At 68.6% G+C, this 17,184-nt stretch carries 15 protein-coding genes; 11 read left to right on the top strand and 4 right to left on the bottom strand.

Annotated features, from left to right (window positions below):
- Positions 1 to 105: 105 nt before the first annotated feature.
- The gene (locus AC1AZA_RS01185; protein WP_476512921.1) at positions 106 to 762 is read right to left on the bottom strand and encodes a potassium channel family protein; all 657 of its coding nucleotides are present in this window, start codon (positions 760 to 762) and stop codon (positions 106 to 108) included.
- Between the two features lie 106 nt (positions 763 to 868).
- A complete protein-coding gene (locus AC1AZA_RS01190) occupies positions 869 to 2,323 on the bottom strand; it encodes a TrkH family potassium uptake protein (protein WP_476513154.1) in 1,455 nt (484 codons plus the stop codon).
- 213 nt (positions 2,324 to 2,536) lie between these two features.
- Here AC1AZA_RS01190 and AC1AZA_RS01195 point away from each other — a divergent pair, with 213 nt between their 5' ends.
- The 8 genes from AC1AZA_RS01195 (at position 2,537) to AC1AZA_RS01230 (ending at position 11,577) form a co-directional block, all read left to right on the top strand.
- The gene (locus AC1AZA_RS01195; RefSeq protein WP_476512922.1) at positions 2,537 to 3,457 is read left to right on the top strand and encodes an NAD kinase; all 921 of its coding nucleotides are present in this window, start codon (positions 2,537 to 2,539) and stop codon (positions 3,455 to 3,457) included.
- On the top strand, positions 3,457 to 5,280 hold the full coding sequence (recN, locus tag AC1AZA_RS01200) for a DNA repair protein RecN (RefSeq protein WP_476512923.1): 1,824 nt from the start codon (positions 3,457 to 3,459) through the stop codon (positions 5,278 to 5,280). Before AC1AZA_RS01195 ends, recN begins: the two co-directional genes overlap by 1 nt.
- An 11-nt stretch (positions 5,281 to 5,291) precedes the next feature.
- Entirely contained in the window at positions 5,292 to 5,969 is a 678-nt protein-coding gene (locus AC1AZA_RS01205; protein ID WP_476512924.1) for an HAD family hydrolase, read from the top strand.
- Positions 5,970 to 6,176: 207 nt separating this feature from the next.
- Positions 6,177 to 8,252, top strand: a complete 2,076-nt coding sequence (locus AC1AZA_RS01210; RefSeq protein WP_476512925.1) for a cation:proton antiporter — start codon at positions 6,177 to 6,179, stop codon at positions 8,250 to 8,252.
- Between the two features lie 253 nt (positions 8,253 to 8,505).
- Complete coding sequence (locus AC1AZA_RS01215) at positions 8,506 to 8,901, top strand: GntR family transcriptional regulator (protein ID WP_476512926.1); 396 nt, start codon at positions 8,506 to 8,508, stop codon at positions 8,899 to 8,901.
- The gene (locus tag AC1AZA_RS01220) at positions 8,898 to 9,827 is read left to right on the top strand and encodes an ABC transporter ATP-binding protein (protein WP_476512927.1); all 930 of its coding nucleotides are present in this window, start codon (positions 8,898 to 8,900) and stop codon (positions 9,825 to 9,827) included. Before AC1AZA_RS01215 ends, AC1AZA_RS01220 begins: the two co-directional genes overlap by 4 nt.
- Before the next feature lie 8 nt (positions 9,828 to 9,835).
- Positions 9,836 to 10,543 carry a hypothetical protein gene (locus tag AC1AZA_RS01225; protein ID WP_476512928.1) on the top strand — a complete coding sequence of 236 codons (708 nt, stop codon included), beginning with the start codon at positions 9,836 to 9,838 and terminating at the stop codon, positions 10,541 to 10,543.
- Positions 10,544 to 10,581: 38 nt separating this feature from the next.
- Positions 10,582 to 11,577: a D-isomer specific 2-hydroxyacid dehydrogenase family protein gene (locus AC1AZA_RS01230; RefSeq protein ID WP_476512929.1), complete on the top strand. Its 996-nt coding sequence runs from the start codon at positions 10,582 to 10,584 to the stop codon at positions 11,575 to 11,577.
- A 204-nt stretch (positions 11,578 to 11,781) separates the two neighbouring features.
- On the opposite strand, the gene thrC is transcribed toward AC1AZA_RS01230, so the two are convergent.
- Together thrC and AC1AZA_RS01240 are read right to left on the bottom strand one after the other, a co-directional pair.
- Positions 11,782 to 13,269 (bottom strand): threonine synthase, encoded by a 1,488-nt coding sequence (gene thrC / locus AC1AZA_RS01235; RefSeq protein WP_476512930.1) that lies wholly within the window; start codon positions 13,267 to 13,269, stop codon positions 11,782 to 11,784.
- A 189-nt stretch (positions 13,270 to 13,458) separates the two neighbouring features.
- Positions 13,459 to 14,325: a formate/nitrite transporter family protein gene (locus AC1AZA_RS01240; RefSeq protein ID WP_476512931.1), complete on the bottom strand. Its 867-nt coding sequence runs from the start codon at positions 14,323 to 14,325 to the stop codon at positions 13,459 to 13,461.
- A gap of 193 nt (positions 14,326 to 14,518) precedes the next feature.
- Between AC1AZA_RS01240 and AC1AZA_RS01245 the strand changes: the two genes are divergently transcribed.
- Genes AC1AZA_RS01245 through nadD form a run of 3 tightly spaced genes read left to right on the top strand, consistent with a single transcriptional unit; the run spans position 14,519 to position 17,102 of the window.
- Positions 14,519 to 15,823 (top strand): glutamate-5-semialdehyde dehydrogenase, encoded by a 1,305-nt coding sequence (locus AC1AZA_RS01245; RefSeq protein WP_476512932.1) that lies wholly within the window; start codon positions 14,519 to 14,521, stop codon positions 15,821 to 15,823.
- Complete coding sequence (locus tag AC1AZA_RS01250; RefSeq protein ID WP_476512933.1) at positions 15,820 to 16,383, top strand: phosphoribosylglycinamide synthetase; 564 nt, start codon at positions 15,820 to 15,822, stop codon at positions 16,381 to 16,383. Before AC1AZA_RS01245 ends, AC1AZA_RS01250 begins: the two co-directional genes overlap by 4 nt.
- On the top strand, positions 16,380 to 17,102 hold the full coding sequence (gene nadD, locus AC1AZA_RS01255; protein WP_476512934.1) for a nicotinate-nucleotide adenylyltransferase: 723 nt from the start codon (positions 16,380 to 16,382) through the stop codon (positions 17,100 to 17,102). The genes AC1AZA_RS01250 and nadD overlap by 4 nt, the downstream gene beginning before the upstream one ends.
- Positions 17,103 to 17,184 lie beyond the last annotated feature (82 nt).

Consider the following 17,184-nt stretch of genomic DNA (forward strand, 5'->3'; position numbering starts at 1 on the left):
CCGCGGCGAGAACCGGGACGGAACAGCGGGCGACTTTCCGGGCGCTCCCTCACGCAGGAGGAAGAAACGGCGGAAACGAAGAAGGGCCGAAGCCCGGACCGCCCGTCAGCTTCGGATGAACCGGTCGATCTGGTCCTGCAGCCCCAGCACGATGAGCTCGTCGTCCCGGTGCATCACGGTCTCCTCGTCGCCGTGGCGGAACGGCAGGCCGGGCGTGATGGCGCCGATCACCGTGATGCCATAGCGTTCGCGGATGCGCGCCTCGCCCACCGTCCGGTTGACCATGGCGGCCGGGGTGTGGATCTTCACCACGGTGTACGGGCCCTCGATCTCGATGTAGTCGAGGTAGTCGCCGGCCACGAGATGGCCGACGCGCTTGCCGGCGTCCGATTCGGCGCTGATCACGTGCCGCACGCCCATGCGCTGCAGGATGCGCGTGTGCTCGCGGGAGACCGACTTCGCCCAGATGTCCGTGAGCCCCGCGTCGAGCAGGTTGCCGGCCGTGAGCACCGAGGCCTCGATGCTGTCGCCGATCGCCACGACCGCCTTGCCGAACTCCGCGGCGTCGATCTGCTCGATCGCCAGCATGTCGGTCATGTCCGCCTCGACCACGTTGAACACGCTCGACCATCGGGCCACGAGCGCCGGGTTGCGGTCCACGGCGAGCATGTCCTGCCCCAGGTCGTTGAGGGTCTGCGCCACCGCGCTGCCGAAGCGCCCGAGGCCCACCACGAGCACGCTGTTGGCGTTGTTGCCGGCCATGTCTGCCACCTTTCCTTGGAAATTGCCTGTTCACGCATTCCACGTGTGCCCTTGTGCGTTCCCGTGTGCGTCCCGTGCGTGCGTCGCGTACGGGACACCGCGCCGGTCAGCCCACGCCGATCGACTCCTCCGGGTAGCGCACCACCGACTGCGGGCGCGTCTTGGAGGACGTGTAGGCGATCGTCATCGGGCCGAGCCTGCCCACCAGCATGAGAGCCGCCAGAATGTACAGCGATGCTGGCGTGTCGGTGCGGGCCACGCCCACCGAATAGCCGCCGAGGCTGAACGCGGAGCTCGCCTCGAAGATCGCGTCCCCGAAGGAGCACCCGGTGGTGACGATCAGCGCGATCGCCCCCGCGTACACGGCGGTCAGACACGTGGCGGCCACGCTGACCGCCATGATGCGCACCTGACGGGGCAGCCGGCGCCGGAACGCCGTGACGTCCCTGCGGTTGAGCAGCGCGGCGCGACAGATGAGCGCAAGCACCGCGAAGGTGGTCACGCGGATGCCGCCGCCGGTGGACGAGCTGCCGGTGCCGATGAACATGACCGCGCTCATGAACACCTTGGTCTGCTCGGAGACCTGCGGCACCCACGTGATGTCGAACCCGGAGGAGCGCGGCATCACCGCCGCGGACAGGGCGTAGCGGAAGCGCTTGGAGCCGTCCGCCCCGTAGAACAGGTTCTGGTTGTTCCACTCGTTGGCGAGGAACCATGCCAGCGACACGGCCACGATGATCCCCGTGGCGGCCAGCGTGATCTTGGTGTTGAGGCTCCAGTGGGCCGGCGACTTGCGCGCGCGGGCCGTGCGGAACACGTTGAGGATGACGGGGAAGCCGATCGTGCCGCAGAAGGCGCTGAGCATGATGGGCAGGCCCACGTTCCAATTGCTCACCACAAGTCCCGTGGCGTCCGGCGTGAACCCGGTGTTGTTGTAGGCGGAGACCGCATAGAAGAGCGCCTGCCAGACGGCCCTGCCGAACAGGCCTCCGTTGGCGCGGTACAGGCCGGGGAACAGGGCGGCGAACGTGGTCGCCTCGATGACGACCGTGCTCACCAGCACCACGGTGATGATGCTCTTGACCTCGCCGAGCTTGGTGGTCCCCAGCTCCGTGGCGGTCAGCAGCCGCTGCGAGACCTTGATCCTGCGGCTGGCGGCGATGGCGAGCATGGAGGCGAACGTCATGACGCCGAGCCCTCCGAGCTGCACGGCCACCAGAATGACCGCCTGACCGAACATGGTCCAGTGGATGGCGGTGTTCACCACCGGGATGCCGCACGTGGTCAGCGCGGAGACGGCCGTGAAGACGGCGATGTGCGGGGACGTGAAGCCGCGGTTGCGCGAGGAGAGCGGCAGCCACAGCAGGAACGCGACCAGTGCGATGAGCGTGAGGAAATAGCAGATGGACAGCAGGGCGGGGTGGCTCAGCAATGCGTCCGCCCGGCTGGGCCACGGCACGCGGGCCGCCTTGCGCCGGTCGGGGGACTGCGAGTCGGCGTGCAGGGCGTGGCGCACCCAGTCGGGGGCTCCGTGCTCGTCCGCCCGCCCGGCGGCGGCCATGGCCTCATCGCTCTGCGTGGTGACCAGATCGGAGGTGTCCGCCCGGCGCTTCCACCCCGGCAGGCTCAGGGCACGCGCGACCGCACGGCCGGCTTCCCTCGGCCGGTGCCAGTACGTCTTTCTGATCCTTCTGCGTTTCACTACCAAGGATGATACGCCGATTTGCCGCGCTGGCCGCTAGGATTGGAGGCATATCGCGTCGAAAGGAATCCTATGAGCACACGCCATGCCGTGGTGGTCACCCATCAGCGCCTGCGCGCCAGCGGCACCGTCGTCGCCGAGGCCGTTGAACAGCTGCGCCGCGTGGGGTTCGAAGTGACGGTGGTGGACAACCTCGAGGCACCCGCGTTCGGCGTGCAGCCGCCCGTCGTGCGTCCGGACACGGAGATCGTGGTGGTGCTCGGCGGCGACGGGACGATCCTGCGGGCCGCGGAGCTCGTGCACTGCACGCGGGTGCCGATCATCGGCATCAACATGGGGCATGTGGGTTTCCTGGCCGAGTTCGAAAGCTTCCAGCTGTCCGACGCCATCCGGCGCGTGGGCGAGCACGACTACTCGGTGGACGAGCGCATGATCGCGCACGTGGACGTGACCCTGCCCGGCGGGGGCGAGCCGATCCAGGACTGGGCCCTGAACGACATCACCGTGGAGCGCGCCGACCGCGGCAAGATGGTGGAGATCGGCATCCGGGTGGACGGCGTGGACATGAGCTCGTTCGGCTGCGACGGCGTGATCGTCTCCACGCCCACCGGCTCCACCGCGTACGCGTTCTCCGCCGGCGGGCCGATCATCTGGCCGAACGTGGAGGCCCTGCAGCTCGTGCCGATCGCCGCGCACGCGCTGTTCGCACGGCCGCTGGTCATCGGCGCCGGCTCCACGTTCACCATGGAGATTCTGGACGATTCGATGTCCGAGGGATGGATCTGCTGCGACGGCCGCCGCCAGCGCGTGCTGCCCAAGGGCACGCGCATCGACGTGCGCCAGTCGCGCGACACGCTGCGCCTCGCCCGCCTGTCCGGCGTGCCGTTCACCAACCGGCTCGTCACCAAGTTCGACCTTCCCGTGGTCGGCTGGCGCGAGCAGGCCCAGCAGGCGCAGGAGGCGCAGCAGCCCGGTCGTAAGGGGGAGCGCTGATGCTCGAGGAACTGGAGATCCGCAACCTCGGTCCCATCCACCATGCCGTGCTGGACTTCGCGCCCATCCGCCACGCGCTGCTGGACTTCGCGCCCGGCATGACCGCCATCACCGGCGAGACCGGCGCCGGCAAGTCCATGCTGCTCAACGCGATCCGCCTCATCTCCGGCGCGCAGGCCGATTCGGGCCGCATCAGCGCCGGGGCGGACGAGACCCGCGCGCAGGGCATCTTCGCTGTGCCGGACGGCTCGCGTGCGGCCGCCATCGCCGAGGACGCCGGCGCGCCGGGGGAGGACGGCGAACTGTTCCTCACCCGTTCGGTGCCCGCCAAGGGCCGTTCGCGCGCCATGCTCAACGGCCACAGCGTGCCGCGCGGCGTGCTGGCCGAACTCGCCGGAGAACTGGTGACCATTCACGGTCAGGCCGACCAGCTGCGCATCGCCTCCGCCTCCCGCCAGCGCGAATTCCTGGACGCCTACGCCGCGGACGCCGACGCGTTCGAGGCGTACCGCGTCGCGTGGCAGGCCCTGAAGGACATGGACGCCAAGCTCGCCAAGCTGCACGGTCAGGAGGCCGAGGCCCGCCAGCGCGCCGACTACCTCAAGGACGCCGTGGCGCGCATCGACCGCGTGGATCCGCAGCCCGGCGAGGACACGGAGCTCAAGGCCCGGCGGGACCGCATCGAGAACGCGGCCGCCATCGCGCAGGGCGTGGGCGGGGCGGTCTCGGCGCTCGACTCGTCCCAGATGGACTACGACGACGGGGCCGAGGGCGTGGCCCAGCTGCTGGACCGGGCCGTGCAGTCGCTGCGCGGCATCCGGCTGGGCGGCGTGTTCGACGAGGCCGCCGACCGGCTCGAGGCGATCGGCGACGAGGTATCCGACGTGATGCTCTCGCTCACCCGCGAGGTGGACGAGAACGAGGACGGGGCCGATCTGGACGCCATCAACGAACGCATCCACGATCTGGACGAGCTCGTCAAACGCTGGGGCCCCACGCTCGAGGACGTGCTCGACTGGCGGCGGAAGGCCGGTCTGGAACTCGAGGATCTGGACGCCTCGCCGGAGAAGATCGACGAGCTGACCCGTCGCCGCGCCGCACTGGCCGAAAAGGCCGTCAAGGCGGCCGGACGGCTCCACCAAGCGCGCGTCAGGGCGGCCGGCGAGCTGAGCCGCAGGGTGAGCGACGAACTGGCCGATCTGGCCATGTCCGGCGCCGGGCTGGCCATCACCGTCACCTCGCGGCTCGGCAATGCGGGCGCGGATGCCCCTGCGGCGGGCGCGGGCACCGTTCGCGCGGCCGACGCGCTCGAGGCGCACGGCGGGGACGACATCGCGTTCCTGTTCACCCCGTTCCCCGGCTCCCCGCAGCTGCCGATGGGCAAGAGCGCGTCCGGCGGCGAGCTGAGCCGACTCATGCTCGCCCTCGAACTCGCGGCCGCCGAACGCCGCGGCACCGCCGGAACGGCCGGCGAGGCACGCCCGGGCATGACGTTTATCTTCGACGAGGTGGACGCCGGCGTGGGCGGCAAGGCGGCCGTGGAGCTGGGCAGGCGCCTGGCCACGCTGGCCCGCAGTGCGCAGGTCATCGTCGTCACCCATCTGGCGCAGGTGGCCTCCTGGGCGGACGCGCAGTTCGTGGTGAGCAAGGCCGCGGCGGGCGCGGACGGCGGGACCGGCCCGGCCGGTGCGGTATCCACCGCCGTCCAGCGTGCCGAGGGCGAGGACCGTGTGCGCGAGGTGGCCCGCATGCTCTCCGGCAGCGAATCCGAAACCTCGCTCGACCATGCCCGCGAACTGCTCGCCCAATCCAGACTCGACTGAAGGGAAATGCCATGACAGCCACCACTGATTCGCTCGCCAACGCCGGCAAGGCCGCCATCTTCGACCTCGACGGCACCCTGCTCGACTCGATGGGCGTGTGGGACCAGATCGACATCGACTCGCTCGCCAAACGCGGCATCGCCGTGCCGGACGACTACGTGCTCAAGGTGGGCTCCATGCAGTTCCGGCAGATCGCCGAGTACACCATCGCCCGGTTCGGTCTGCCGGACACGCCCGAGCAGCTTATGGCCGAATGGGACGACATGGCCCGCGAGGCCTACGGAACCATGGTGGAGGCCAAACCGTACGCCAAGGAGTATCTGGAGTACCTGAAGGCCACGGGCGCCCGACTTGCCGTGGCGACCTCGCTGCCCCCGTCCCTGAGGGAGCCGGCCATGCGCCACGTGGGCATCCTCGACCTGTTTGACGTGATCGTGAGCGTGGATGACGCGAACGACGTGGGCAAGGACCGCCCGGACGTCTACCTGCTGGCCGCCTCCCGGCTCGGCGTCGAGGCACATGACTGCACCGTCTTCGAGGATCTGCTCGTGGGCCTGCGTTCCGCGAAGTCCGTGGGCATGAGCGTGTGGGCCATGCACGACGATTCCTCGAACCGCGACTGGCCCGCCATCTGCGAGGAGGCCGACGGCGTGCTCTTCGACTTCTCCGAGGCGCCGCGCACCCTGTGACGAGGTGACGGCGGGCTGCGGATTGCGCACCGTGGAGTGCGGACCGTTTCGGCCGTCCCCGCGCGCTGCGCCATGACGCGCCGCGACACGCCGTGTCTCGCCCGGCTCGTGGAACCCCCGCGCCGGCGCCTGACCCCGCGCCATACAATGGGACCGTTCGTTACGGGCTCTGCGGCACGCCGCGCCGCATAAGGAGAAGAGGGGCCTATGGGTACCGCAATACTCGTTACGGAAATTCTGTTCGCCGTCCTGATCTCCTCGTTCCTCAGCCGGTTCCTGCCCAAGATCTCCACCCCGCTCATCCAGATCGCCTTCGGCATCGTCTGGTACTTCACCCCCACGCTGCAGAACGTGCAGTTCGAACCGGACATGTTCATGCTGCTGTTCATCGTCCCGCTGTTCTACCTCGAGGCGCGCAACATCGACCGCAAGGCCCTGAGCAAGGACATCTCCCTGTCCCTGTCGCTGGCCGTGGGACTGGTGCTGGTCACCATGGTCCTCAGCGGCGTGGCCCTGCACGAGATCTGGCCCGCCATCCCCATGATGGCCGCCGTGGCCATGGGCGCCGTGATCAGCCCCACCGACGCGGTCTCCGTGGCCCAGCTCGGCGGCGTGGTCGAGCTGACGCCCCGCCAGCAGTCCGTGCTCCAGTCCGAAAGCCTGCTCAACGACCCGGTCAGCCTCGTCGGCTTCCAGACCATGCTCGTGGCGCTGGCCACCGGCAGGTTCTCGCCGGTGAGCTTCGGCGGGCAAGTGCTCGCCAGCTTCGTGTTCGGCACGCTCATCGGCGCGGTGGTGGGACTGGTGTTCGACCGGCTGGTGCTCCTGCTGCGCCGGCACAACCTCGAGGACGTCACCACGCGCATGCTCATGGAGTCGTTCCTGCCGTTCGGCGTGTACCTGCTGTCCGAGCACGTGGGCATCTCCGGCCTGCTGGCTGTGGTGGCGTGCGGCGTGGTCATCACATTCCCGCGCGCCGGCGTGGGCGGGGACGTGGCCCGCGTCAATCTGGTGTCCAACTCGGTGTGGCACTTCGTGGACTTCACGCTCAACGGCACGGTGTTCGTGCTGCTTGGCATCGAGCTGCCCATCGCCATGCGGGCCATCTGGGAGGATCCGCGCGTGGACCTGTGGGCGATGATCGGCCTGGTGCTCCTGCTCACCGTGCTCACCCTGCTGCTGCGTTTCGTCTGGTGCGTGGGCACCCTGCGCCTTGCCAAGGACGCGGTGACCGGCCTGCGGCGCAAGATGACCCCGGAACGCTGGCATTCCGCCGTGGTGATGACCTTCGGCGGCCCCAAGGGCGCCATCTCGCTGGCCATGGCGTTCTCGCTGCCGTACTCGATCGACTCCGGCGCCTCCGTCCCGGTGCGCAACATCCTGCTGTTCCTCGTCTCCGGGTACATCGTGCTGTCGATCGTGATCTCCAACGTCATGCTGCCGCTGCTCTCGCCCAAGCCGGAGGACACGTCCAGCAACGAATGGTCGCGGCGGGACATCGAGATGCTGCGGCGCACCATTGCCAAGATCGTGGACGCGGACACCGCCGAGACGCATGCGGCCGTCACGCAGGTGCTCAAGAGCTACAACGACCGCATTGCGCGCGTGGAATCGAACATCCGCTACTCGTCCTCCCCGCGCGAGGCCAACGAGCTGCGCGTGCGCACGCTCAGGTGGGAGCGCGACTGGCTGCGCGACGCCATCGAGGCGCGCGAGGGCGTGGCGAACCCGGATGCGGAGACGCTCCTGCAGCTCAACGGCGCACGGTACCTGCTCGAGCACATCGAAGGCGTGCTCGAGCGCATGGACCCGGGCGACGGCGAGGGTGCCGTACCGCGCGGCGTGCGCGGCCTGTCGTTCCGCGTGGCCAAGCTGCGCCGCCGGTTCATGCCGATCATGCGCCGCTTCTGGGAGGGCATCGCCCGGCGCACGCCCGGCCTCGAGGCGGAGCGCACGAGGGCCATCCGCTCGGTGCAGGTGCCGCTGTACAACGACGTGATGGAGAAGCTCCAGGACCTGCTCCTGAGCCACACCTACGATGCGGAGCTGGTGGCAGGCCTGCTCGTGGAGTACCGCCGCGGCCTCAACCAGATCCTCGACACGTCCATGTCCGCCGTGCACATGGCCGAGCCCTCCGCCGTGGAGGCCGTGCGCAACGACGCCATGCGCATGGAGCTGGACACCATCCGCGAGATGCTGGAAAGCAAGGAGATCACGCGCGAGGACGCCCGGCTCATGCGCGCCAACGTGCACCTGATGCAGGCCGAGACCGTGCTCATGTAGGCGGCGGGCCGCGGGCGCGCCCGGTGCGGGCTGCGCCGTTTTCCCCGGCCGGGTCCGCTGCGTTGCGTCTTGTTTCGTTGCCTGCCCTCGACGGCCCGTTCCGACACGCCGGCCGTGCAACTGTTATGCAGCACAGTTGCACAGTTGCCCGATGTTGTTGTACTGTTATGTATGACAGCAAAACAGTACTGCGACAGCCGTCATCGACCCATTCGCATCTCGGGATGGGGCGTCGCATCGGAAGGGAGCCTCGATGAAACTGATCATCTCATCGACGTCCGGAGAGCCGATCTACGAGCAGATCAAGCATCAGATCCGCGAAGCCGTCCTCAGCGGCGAGCTGGGGGCGGGGGAGGCGTTGCCCTCCCTGCGCCGGCTCGCCAAGGAACTGCGCATCTCCGTACTCACCGTCGCCAGGGCGTACAACGAACTGGCGGACGAGGGCATCGTGGAGAACGTGCAGGGCAAGGGCACGTTCGTCATGGAACGGGGCGGGGAACGCATGCGCCAGCAGCTGGTCGCGCGCGTCAACGCCTCGCTGGATGAAGCCTGCGCCGCCGCACGCACCGCGGGCATCCCGCTCATCGACCTGCTCGGCATGCTCGAAGCCCGGTACGGCGCCTTCCCATCAGGAAAGGAACCACGGTGACAGCCATGCAACGGGAACGGTTCGCGCTGCGCGTCAGCGGCGTGGGCAAGCGCTACCCCGGAGGATTCACGCTGGAGGACATCACCTTCGACCTGCCGACCGGCTACATCATGGGGCTGATCGGCCCCAACGGAGCCGGCAAGTCCACGCTCATGAAACTCATCCTCAACATGATCCAGCGCGATGCAGGCAGCATCGAAGTGCTCGGGCGCGACAACATCGCCGCCGAGGAAACCGTCAAGGAGCAGCTCGGCGTCGTGTTCGACACCAGCTACTTCGTGGACCTGTGGACCGTGAACCGGGTGGAACGTGCCATGCGCGCCCTGTACGCCACGTGGGACGCCCGCGCGTTCGAGGGCTACCTCAACCGATTCGGGCTCGACCGGCGCAGGAAGGTCAAGGAACTCTCGCGCGGCATGCAGATGAAGCTCATGCTCGCCGCCGCACTGAGCCACGAGACGCGCCTGCTCATTCTGGACGAGCCCACCAGCGGACTGGACGTGCTCGCCCGCGACGAGCTCATGGACATCCTCCACGAATACATCGAGGACGGCGAGCACAGCGTGCTGTTCAGCACCCACATCACCTCCGATCTGGAAAGCGACGCGGACTTCATCACGTACGTCAACCGCGGCCGCCTCTACTACACCGGTCCCAAGGACGAGCTGCTCGACGCCTTCCGCGTGGTCAAGGGCGGGCTCGCGGACCTCGACGCCTCCGTGCGTGCCCGCGCCGTGGGCATCCATACGTACGGCACCGGCTTCGACGCGCTCCTGCATGCCGAGGACGTCGCAGCCGCAACGCAGGGCGGGGATCGGACCCGTCCGCGGCTGCTCGTGGAGCCCGCAAGCATCGACGAGATCATCCGACTGACCAACGCGACGGCCGGCGCCGCGCGCACGAACGACGGGGAGGCCCTGAAATGAAGGCGATCATGACATCCATGCGCGTGGACTGGATTCGCATGACGAGCTGCGGCGCGGGGCTGATGGCCTTCTACCTGCTGTCCGAACCGGTCACGCTGCTGCTGTTTACCGTAGCCATGGGCGGCGGGGACGCGGACATGCCGTCCCTGATCAATGCCGTGTTCAACTACGTTGCCGGCCTGTCCATGCTCACGTTCGCGAGTTTCCTGACCTTCCCCGGCGTCTATCAGGACATGGGCGGCAACGGGAGGATGAACGGCATCATGCCGGCCGGGCGCGACCATCAGGTGCTGGGCCGCTATGCGTATCTGGCGATCTTCGCGGGCGTGTTCGCCGTCATCTCCCTGTGCTCCTACGTGCTGGCGTTCGCCGTTGCCGGCCAGCTGGGCGCCATGGGCGGCGTGCCCTGGCCGCGCATCGGCGCGCTGACGTTCGGCTACGTGCTGCTCGCCTCCGCGGCGCTGGCGTCCACATACCGGTTCAAGCCGCAGACGATCATGTATTCGCTCGCGCTGGGCGGATCGGTGGTGGCGATCCTGCTGTTCGCGGCGGCGCTGCGCTTTCCGGACCGGCTGACGGCCATCCTCGGCTGGCTGGACGCCCACGTGTTCGTCTCGCCGTGGCTGACGGCGCTGCTCGCCGTGGCCGTCGCGGCCGCCGCCGTGGCCGGTTCGCTCGCCAGCTCCCTGCGCGCGTACCGGCGGAAGGACCTGTAGGCGCTGCCGCGCCCGCGGGCCGCCCTTACAATGAGCGTATGAAGATCGCTGCATTTGACGTAAGGGAAGACGAACGCGCCGATTTCGCCCGGGCCGCCGAGCGCACGGGTACCGAGGTGGAGCTCCACGCCGAGCCGCTGACCGCCGCCAACGCCGAGCTGGCCCGGGGAGCGGCCGGCGTGAGCGTGCTGGGCCACAGCCAGCTCGACGCAGGACTACTGGAGACGCTCCGGGACGAAGGCGTGGCCGTGGCCGCCACGCGCACCATCGGCGTGAACCACATCGACCTCGAGGCGGCGGGGCGGCTCGGCATGGCCGTCCTCAACGCCGATTACGCGCCCAACGGCGTGGCGGAATACACCGTGATGTTCATGCTGCTCGTGCTGCGCAACTACAAGCCGGCCCTGTGGCGCGGGCAGGTGTACGACTTCTCCCTCGAAGGCCTGCAGGGCCGGGAGATGCGCAACCTCACCGTGGGCGTGATGGGCACCGGACGCATCGGGCGTACGGTCGTACGCATCCTGACGGGCTTCGGCTGCCGCATCCTCGCCTACGATCCGCACCCGAACCCCGAGGTCGCCGAGGCGGCCGAATACGTGGGATTGGACGAGCTGTACCGGCAGTGCGACCTCATCACGCTGCACATGCCGCTCATCGAAACCGGCCCGAACGCCAACCGGCACATCATCAACCGCGACTCGATCGCCCGCATGAAGGACGGCGTGGTGCTCATCAACTGCGCGCGCGGCGAACTCATGGACCTCGAGGCGCTCATCGACAACATCGAGGCCAAGAAGATCGGCGGACTGGGACTGGACACCGTGGAGACCGAGGAGGAACTCATCCACCGCGACCGGCGCACGGACATCCTCACCAACCGCGGCATCGCCTACCTCAGGCAGTTCCCCAACGTGGTGATGACCCAGCACATGGCGTTCTACACGGACGCCGCCGTGCGTTCCATGGTCGACCACAGCGTGGAGGGCATCCGCGCCGTGGCCGAGACGGGGGAGTACCGCACCCGGCTGGTGTGAGGCGCCGGATCACGGCGGCCGTCCGGCTGAAAACCGGTGGCGATCTGAGACAGAAAAAGGCCCCGCAGTGTCTCGAATCGCCACCGTTGTTGAATCCGGAGGCGATTCGAGACACGGGCGGGGCCCGTCAAGGTTGCCGGTCGCGTTGCGTCGGAGGCGTCGGAGGCGTCGGAGGCGTCGGAGGCGTCAGAGGCGTCGGAGGCGTCAGAGCGCGGCGGCCGCCTCGGCCACGAAGCCCTCCATGCCGGCGATGTCGATCGCGTCCGTGAACCGCACGGGTGCGGTCTCCAGTCCACGCAGCGCCGCCGGGGCCGTGGTGCCGGTCGCCGCCGCCAGCGCGTCCATGCACGCGAAGTCGGTGCCGGTCGCGTCGAACCCGAGCGCCTCGTTGACCACGCGCGGGAACTTGTACGGGCTCGCGGTGGCCAGCAGCACGCGCGGGGTGAGCGGGTCGGCCGGCATCTGCCGCATCACGTAGTAGCCGCACGCGGTGTGCGGGTCGATCACGTAGCGGTTCTTCTTCCAGCAGTCGGCGATCGCCTCGCGCACCTGATCCTCGTCCGCCCAGCCGCAGCCGAACACGCGGCGGATGCGGGCCAGCATGTCCTCGGGGATCTCGTAGCAGCCGTACTTGGCCAGATCGTTCATGAGCATGGCGATCAGGCGCGTGTCCCCCTCGGAGAAGTAGTAGAGCATGCGCTCGAGGTTCGAGGAGATGAGGATGTCCATCGACGGGCTGATCGTCTGGAAGAACGGACGGTTGCGGTCGTACGTGCCCGAGCGCAGGAAGTCGAACAGCACGTTGTTGCGGTCGGAGGCGACCACGAGGTGCTTGACCGGCAGGCCGAGCAGCTTGGCGTAGTAGCCGGCGAGCACGTCGCCGAAGTTGCCGGTGGGCACCACGAACTCCACCTCGTCGCCGGTGTTGATGACCTGCTGGCGCAGCAGCTGCGCGTAGGCGGAGAAGTAGTAGACGACCTGCGGCACCAGACGGCCCACGTTGATCGAATTGGCGGAGGAGAGCGCCACATGCGAGTCGGCGGCGAGACGCGTGGCCAGGTCGCGGTCGGCGAAGATGCGCTTGACGGCCGACTGCGCGTCGTCGAAGTTGCCCTTCACCGCGGCCACCTTCACGTTCGCGCCGGTCTGCGTGGTCATCTGCAACTCCTGGACCTGACTGACCTTGCCCTCCGGATAGAACACGGTGATGCCGGTGCCGGGCACGTCCGCGAATCCGGCCAGCGCAGCCTTGCCGGTGTCGCCGGAGGTGGCCGTGAGGATCATGACCTTCTCGTCCGCGTCGCCGCCGGCCGGCGCGGTGCGGGCCATGAACCGCGGCAGGATCTGCAACGCCACGTCCTTGAACGCGGAGGTCGGGCCGTTGAACAGCTCGAGCACGTAGTCGTCGCCCAGCGGCCTGAGCGGCGTGATGGCCGGATCCGCCCACTGCCTGCCGTACGCGCCCCGGATGCACTCGGCAAGCTCCTCGGCCGTGTAGTCGCCCAGCAGCGCGCCGAGCACATCGAGGGCGATCTCCTGATAGCTCTTGGCCGCGATGTTGGCCAGATCCACGCGGGCCTCGCCCAGCGAATCGGAGACGAACAGGCCGCCGTCGTCGGCGATGCCCTTGCGGATCGCCTGCTTGGCGGTGAGGGAATCGGTGGTGCTGCGCGTGCTGTGGAAGGTGGTCACGGATGCGTCCTTTGCTGATGGTTCACGGCTTGACTTTTCAGGCATCAACAGTCTAGCGGACGCGCCATACCGCCGACCCCTCGCGGTCCACATACGGAAACGGGCGGGTGCCCGGCGCCGTTCTCCCGCGCCGGACACCCGCCCGCCCATCCCGGACCGTTCGGCCGGACCGGTCGCGTCGGACCGATCTCAGTCGGCCTCACCGCCGCGAGCGAAGATGCCCCGGTCCGCATGGTGCCCCTGCACGAACCAGTAGGCCAGCCCCACGAAGACCGCACCACCCACGACGTTGCCCAGCGTGGCCGCGGACAGATTGTAGAGGATGCCGCCCACGCTCACCACATCCGCACTCGCCCCGGAAGCCGGCAGCGCATAGCCGGACAGCTTCGCCGCAAGCCCCACCGGCAGGAAGAACATGTTCGCCACGCAGTGCTCGAACCCGCACGCCACAAACGCGCTGATCGGCAGCAGGATCCCCACCACCTTGTCCGCCACCGAACGCGCCGCGAACCCGATGCGCACCGCCAGGCACACGAAGATGTTACACAGAATGCCGCGGAAGAACAGCGTGAACCAATCCGGCGAGATCTTCGCCGCCGCCACCGCGATCGCCGTCGTACCCGCGGCCCCGCCGTTGAGATCCAGAATCCCCGCGGCGGATACCAGCCCCACCGCCACCAGCGCGCCCAGAAGGTTGCCGACCCATACGATCGCCCAGTTCCTCAGCATCGCCCCCCATCCGATCCGATGCTCCATCGCACCCGAAACCATCAGCGAATTGCCCGTGAACAGCTCCGAACCGCAGCACAGCACCAGCACCAGACCCAGGCAGAACGCCAAGCCACCCAACAGTTTGCCCGCCGCGAACGACAGCGCCGAATCCGACGTCACCACAATGAAGAACAACGCACCGAACCCGATGAACGCCCCCGCGAACATGGCCGACACCAACAGCCGCCCAAACGGCGTGCCCACCTTCTTCTCCGCGGCCGCATCCACGGCCTCCTCCACCTGCCCCGGCGTCAGGGCATTCACCGACGGCTGCGACTGCGACATACTTCCTCGTTTCTCTCTGCACCGGCCACCATGGCCGACCGCTGCACTGCCAGCCAACACCATAGCGCGCCACCACCCCCGCCCGCCCGCCGTTGCCATCCGTTGGCACCCGACCAGCCCAAGGCAGGGGTGCGACTATCATCAAGCCCCATAGTTCACCCACACGGGACGCACAGGAAGGGGAACACACGGCATGAACGCACCCACCGACGCCCTCGACCCGGAAATCCAGCACCGGGTATGCGCACTCGCCGACCGCGCCGCCGCCGCACAGACGACGCTTGCCCAGGCCAATACCGAAGCCAAGAACGAACTCCTGCTCGCCATGGCCGACGCCCTCGACGCCCAGGCGGACGCCATCACCGCCGCCAACGACCTCGACATGGCCGAAGCCTTCGACTCCGGCATGGACGCCGGCAAACTCGACCGCCTCCGCTTCGACGCCACCCGCATCGCCGCCACCGCGCAAGGCGTGCGCGACGTGGCCGCCCTGCCCGACCCCGTGGGCGAAATGGTCCGCGGCCGCCACATGCCCAACGGCATGCGCCTCACCCAGGTGCGCGTACCCATCGGCGTCATCGGCATGATCTACGAGGCCCGCCCCAACGTCACCGTCGACGTGGCCGCCCTCTGCCTCAAATCCGGCAACGCCGTCCTCCTGCGCGGCGGACATGCCGCCGAACGCACCAACGCAGCCACACTCAAGGTCCTCGCAGGCGTACTCGACGCCCACGGCTTGAACCCCGACCTCATCGCCACCGTCGATCCCTTCGGCCGCCAGGGCGCCACCGCCATGATGGAGGCCCGCGGCCACATCGACCTGCTCGTGCCCCGCGGCGGCGCCGGCCTCATCCAGGCCGTGGTACGCAACTCCAAGGTGCCCGTCATCGAAACCGGCGCCGGCAACGTCCACATCTACGTGGACCGCTCCGCCGACCTCACCAAGGCCATCCCCGTCATCCTCAACGCCAAGACCCAGCGCGTAGGCGTATGCAACGCCGCCGAGAAACTGCTCGTCCACCGCGACGTGGCCGCCGCATTCCTGCCCTCCGCCGCCCGCGCGCTCGCCGAGCGGGACGTGCAGCTGCGGGCCGACCGCGAGGCATTCGACATCATCGACGCGGCCGGAATCGAGCCGCTGGACCTCGTGCACGCGGTGGAGGAGGACTGGGACACCGAGTATCTGGCCCTGCGGATGGGCGTCAAGGTGGTCGGTTCGCTCGACGAGGCGATCGCGCACATCAACGCGCATTCGACCGGGCACACCGAGGCGATCCTCGCCGAGGACTACTCGGCGATCGAATGCTTCACCCGCCGCATAGATTCGGCCGTGGTCATGGTCAACGCCTCCACGCGCTTCACCGACGGCGGCATGTTCGGACTGGGCGCGGAGCTCGGCATCTCCACGCAGAAGATGCACGCCCGCGGGCCCATGGGGCTCGAGGAGCTGACGACGACCAAGTGGATCGCATACGGAACGGGGCAGGTGCGCGCATGAACGAGGACGAACTGATGAAAGTGCTTGACGTGGACACGACCGACCAGCGGCTCGGCTTCAAGATCGCCTCCGAGCGGCTGAGCATGGTCCGCTACGTATTCCTGGTGCAGATCGAGGACGGCATCGCCACCGCGGAGCAGCGCGCGTCGCTGGAGTACGCGGACGCGGTGCTCATCCGCTGGCCGAACGAGGACGCGCCGGAGGTGGCCACGCTGGACGAGGCGCAGGTCAGGGTGCTGCGCGAGCAGATGGCCATGATGGAGCAGTACGTGGGCCGCTTCCGCACCATGGAGCGCGAGCGTGACGTGGACGGCATGACGGACACGCTCATCCGCATCACCGAGCGCGTGGCGGAGGTGCGCCGGCTGTTCCAGCCCGACTTCCCGCTGCCCACGTTCGCGGAGATCCGCCGCGTGGTGCAGGACGAGTGGGACGAGGAGATGAACCGCATCGACCCGGGCAGCTCGGACCCGACCGCCGAGCAGATGGAGCGCGAGACCCGCGCGGAGGACACCGAGGCGCAGCAGACCGCGGCGGCGGAACGGGAGCATGCGGCATGACGGATCCCATGGACGATCCGGCTTCCGTGCACGCCGAACCCTCGCCTGCCGCCACCCGCCGCATGTCCGACCTGTCCGCCCTGTCCGAAGGCCGCACCTCCGCGCGCGGCAATCGGCACGCCGTGCCCCGCGTGGGCATCATGGGCGGCACGTTCGACCCCATCCACAACGGGCATCTGGTGGCCGCCTCGGAGGTCTCCTGGGTGTACGACCTCGACGAGGTGATCTTCGTGCCCACCGGCCGGCCGGTCTTCAAGCTGGACAAGCACGTCACCAACGCGGAGGACCGCTACCTCATGACGGTCATCGCCACCGCGTCGAACCCCAAGTTCACCGTCTCGCGCGTGGACATCGACCGTCCCGGCGTCACCTACACCATCGACACGCTGCGCGACATCCGGGCCCTGAGGCCCGATGCGGAGCTGTTCTTCATCACCGGCGCGGACGCGGTGGCGGAGATCGTGCGCTGGAAGGATGCGGACCGCATGTGGGATCTGGCCCATTTCGTGGCCGTCACGCGCCCCGGCTACTCCTCGAGCATCAAGGGACTTAACATCGACGCCCTGCCGGACGGCAAGGTGGACCTGCTGGAGATCCCCGCGCTGGCGATCTCCTCGACGGACGTGCGCCGGCGCAGCCAGGCGGGGGAGCCGGTGTGGTATCTCGTGCCCGACGGCGTGGTGCAGTACATCGGCAAGCACGGACTGTACCGGCGCTGACGGCTCGCCGGGCGGCATGCGTGCGGCGGCCGGCATGTGACGGGGCGTTCACCGGCCGGCCACCTTGGCGACACCTTCCCGT

The sequence above is a fragment of the Bifidobacterium sp. LH_389 genome (genome assembly GCF_056357235.1).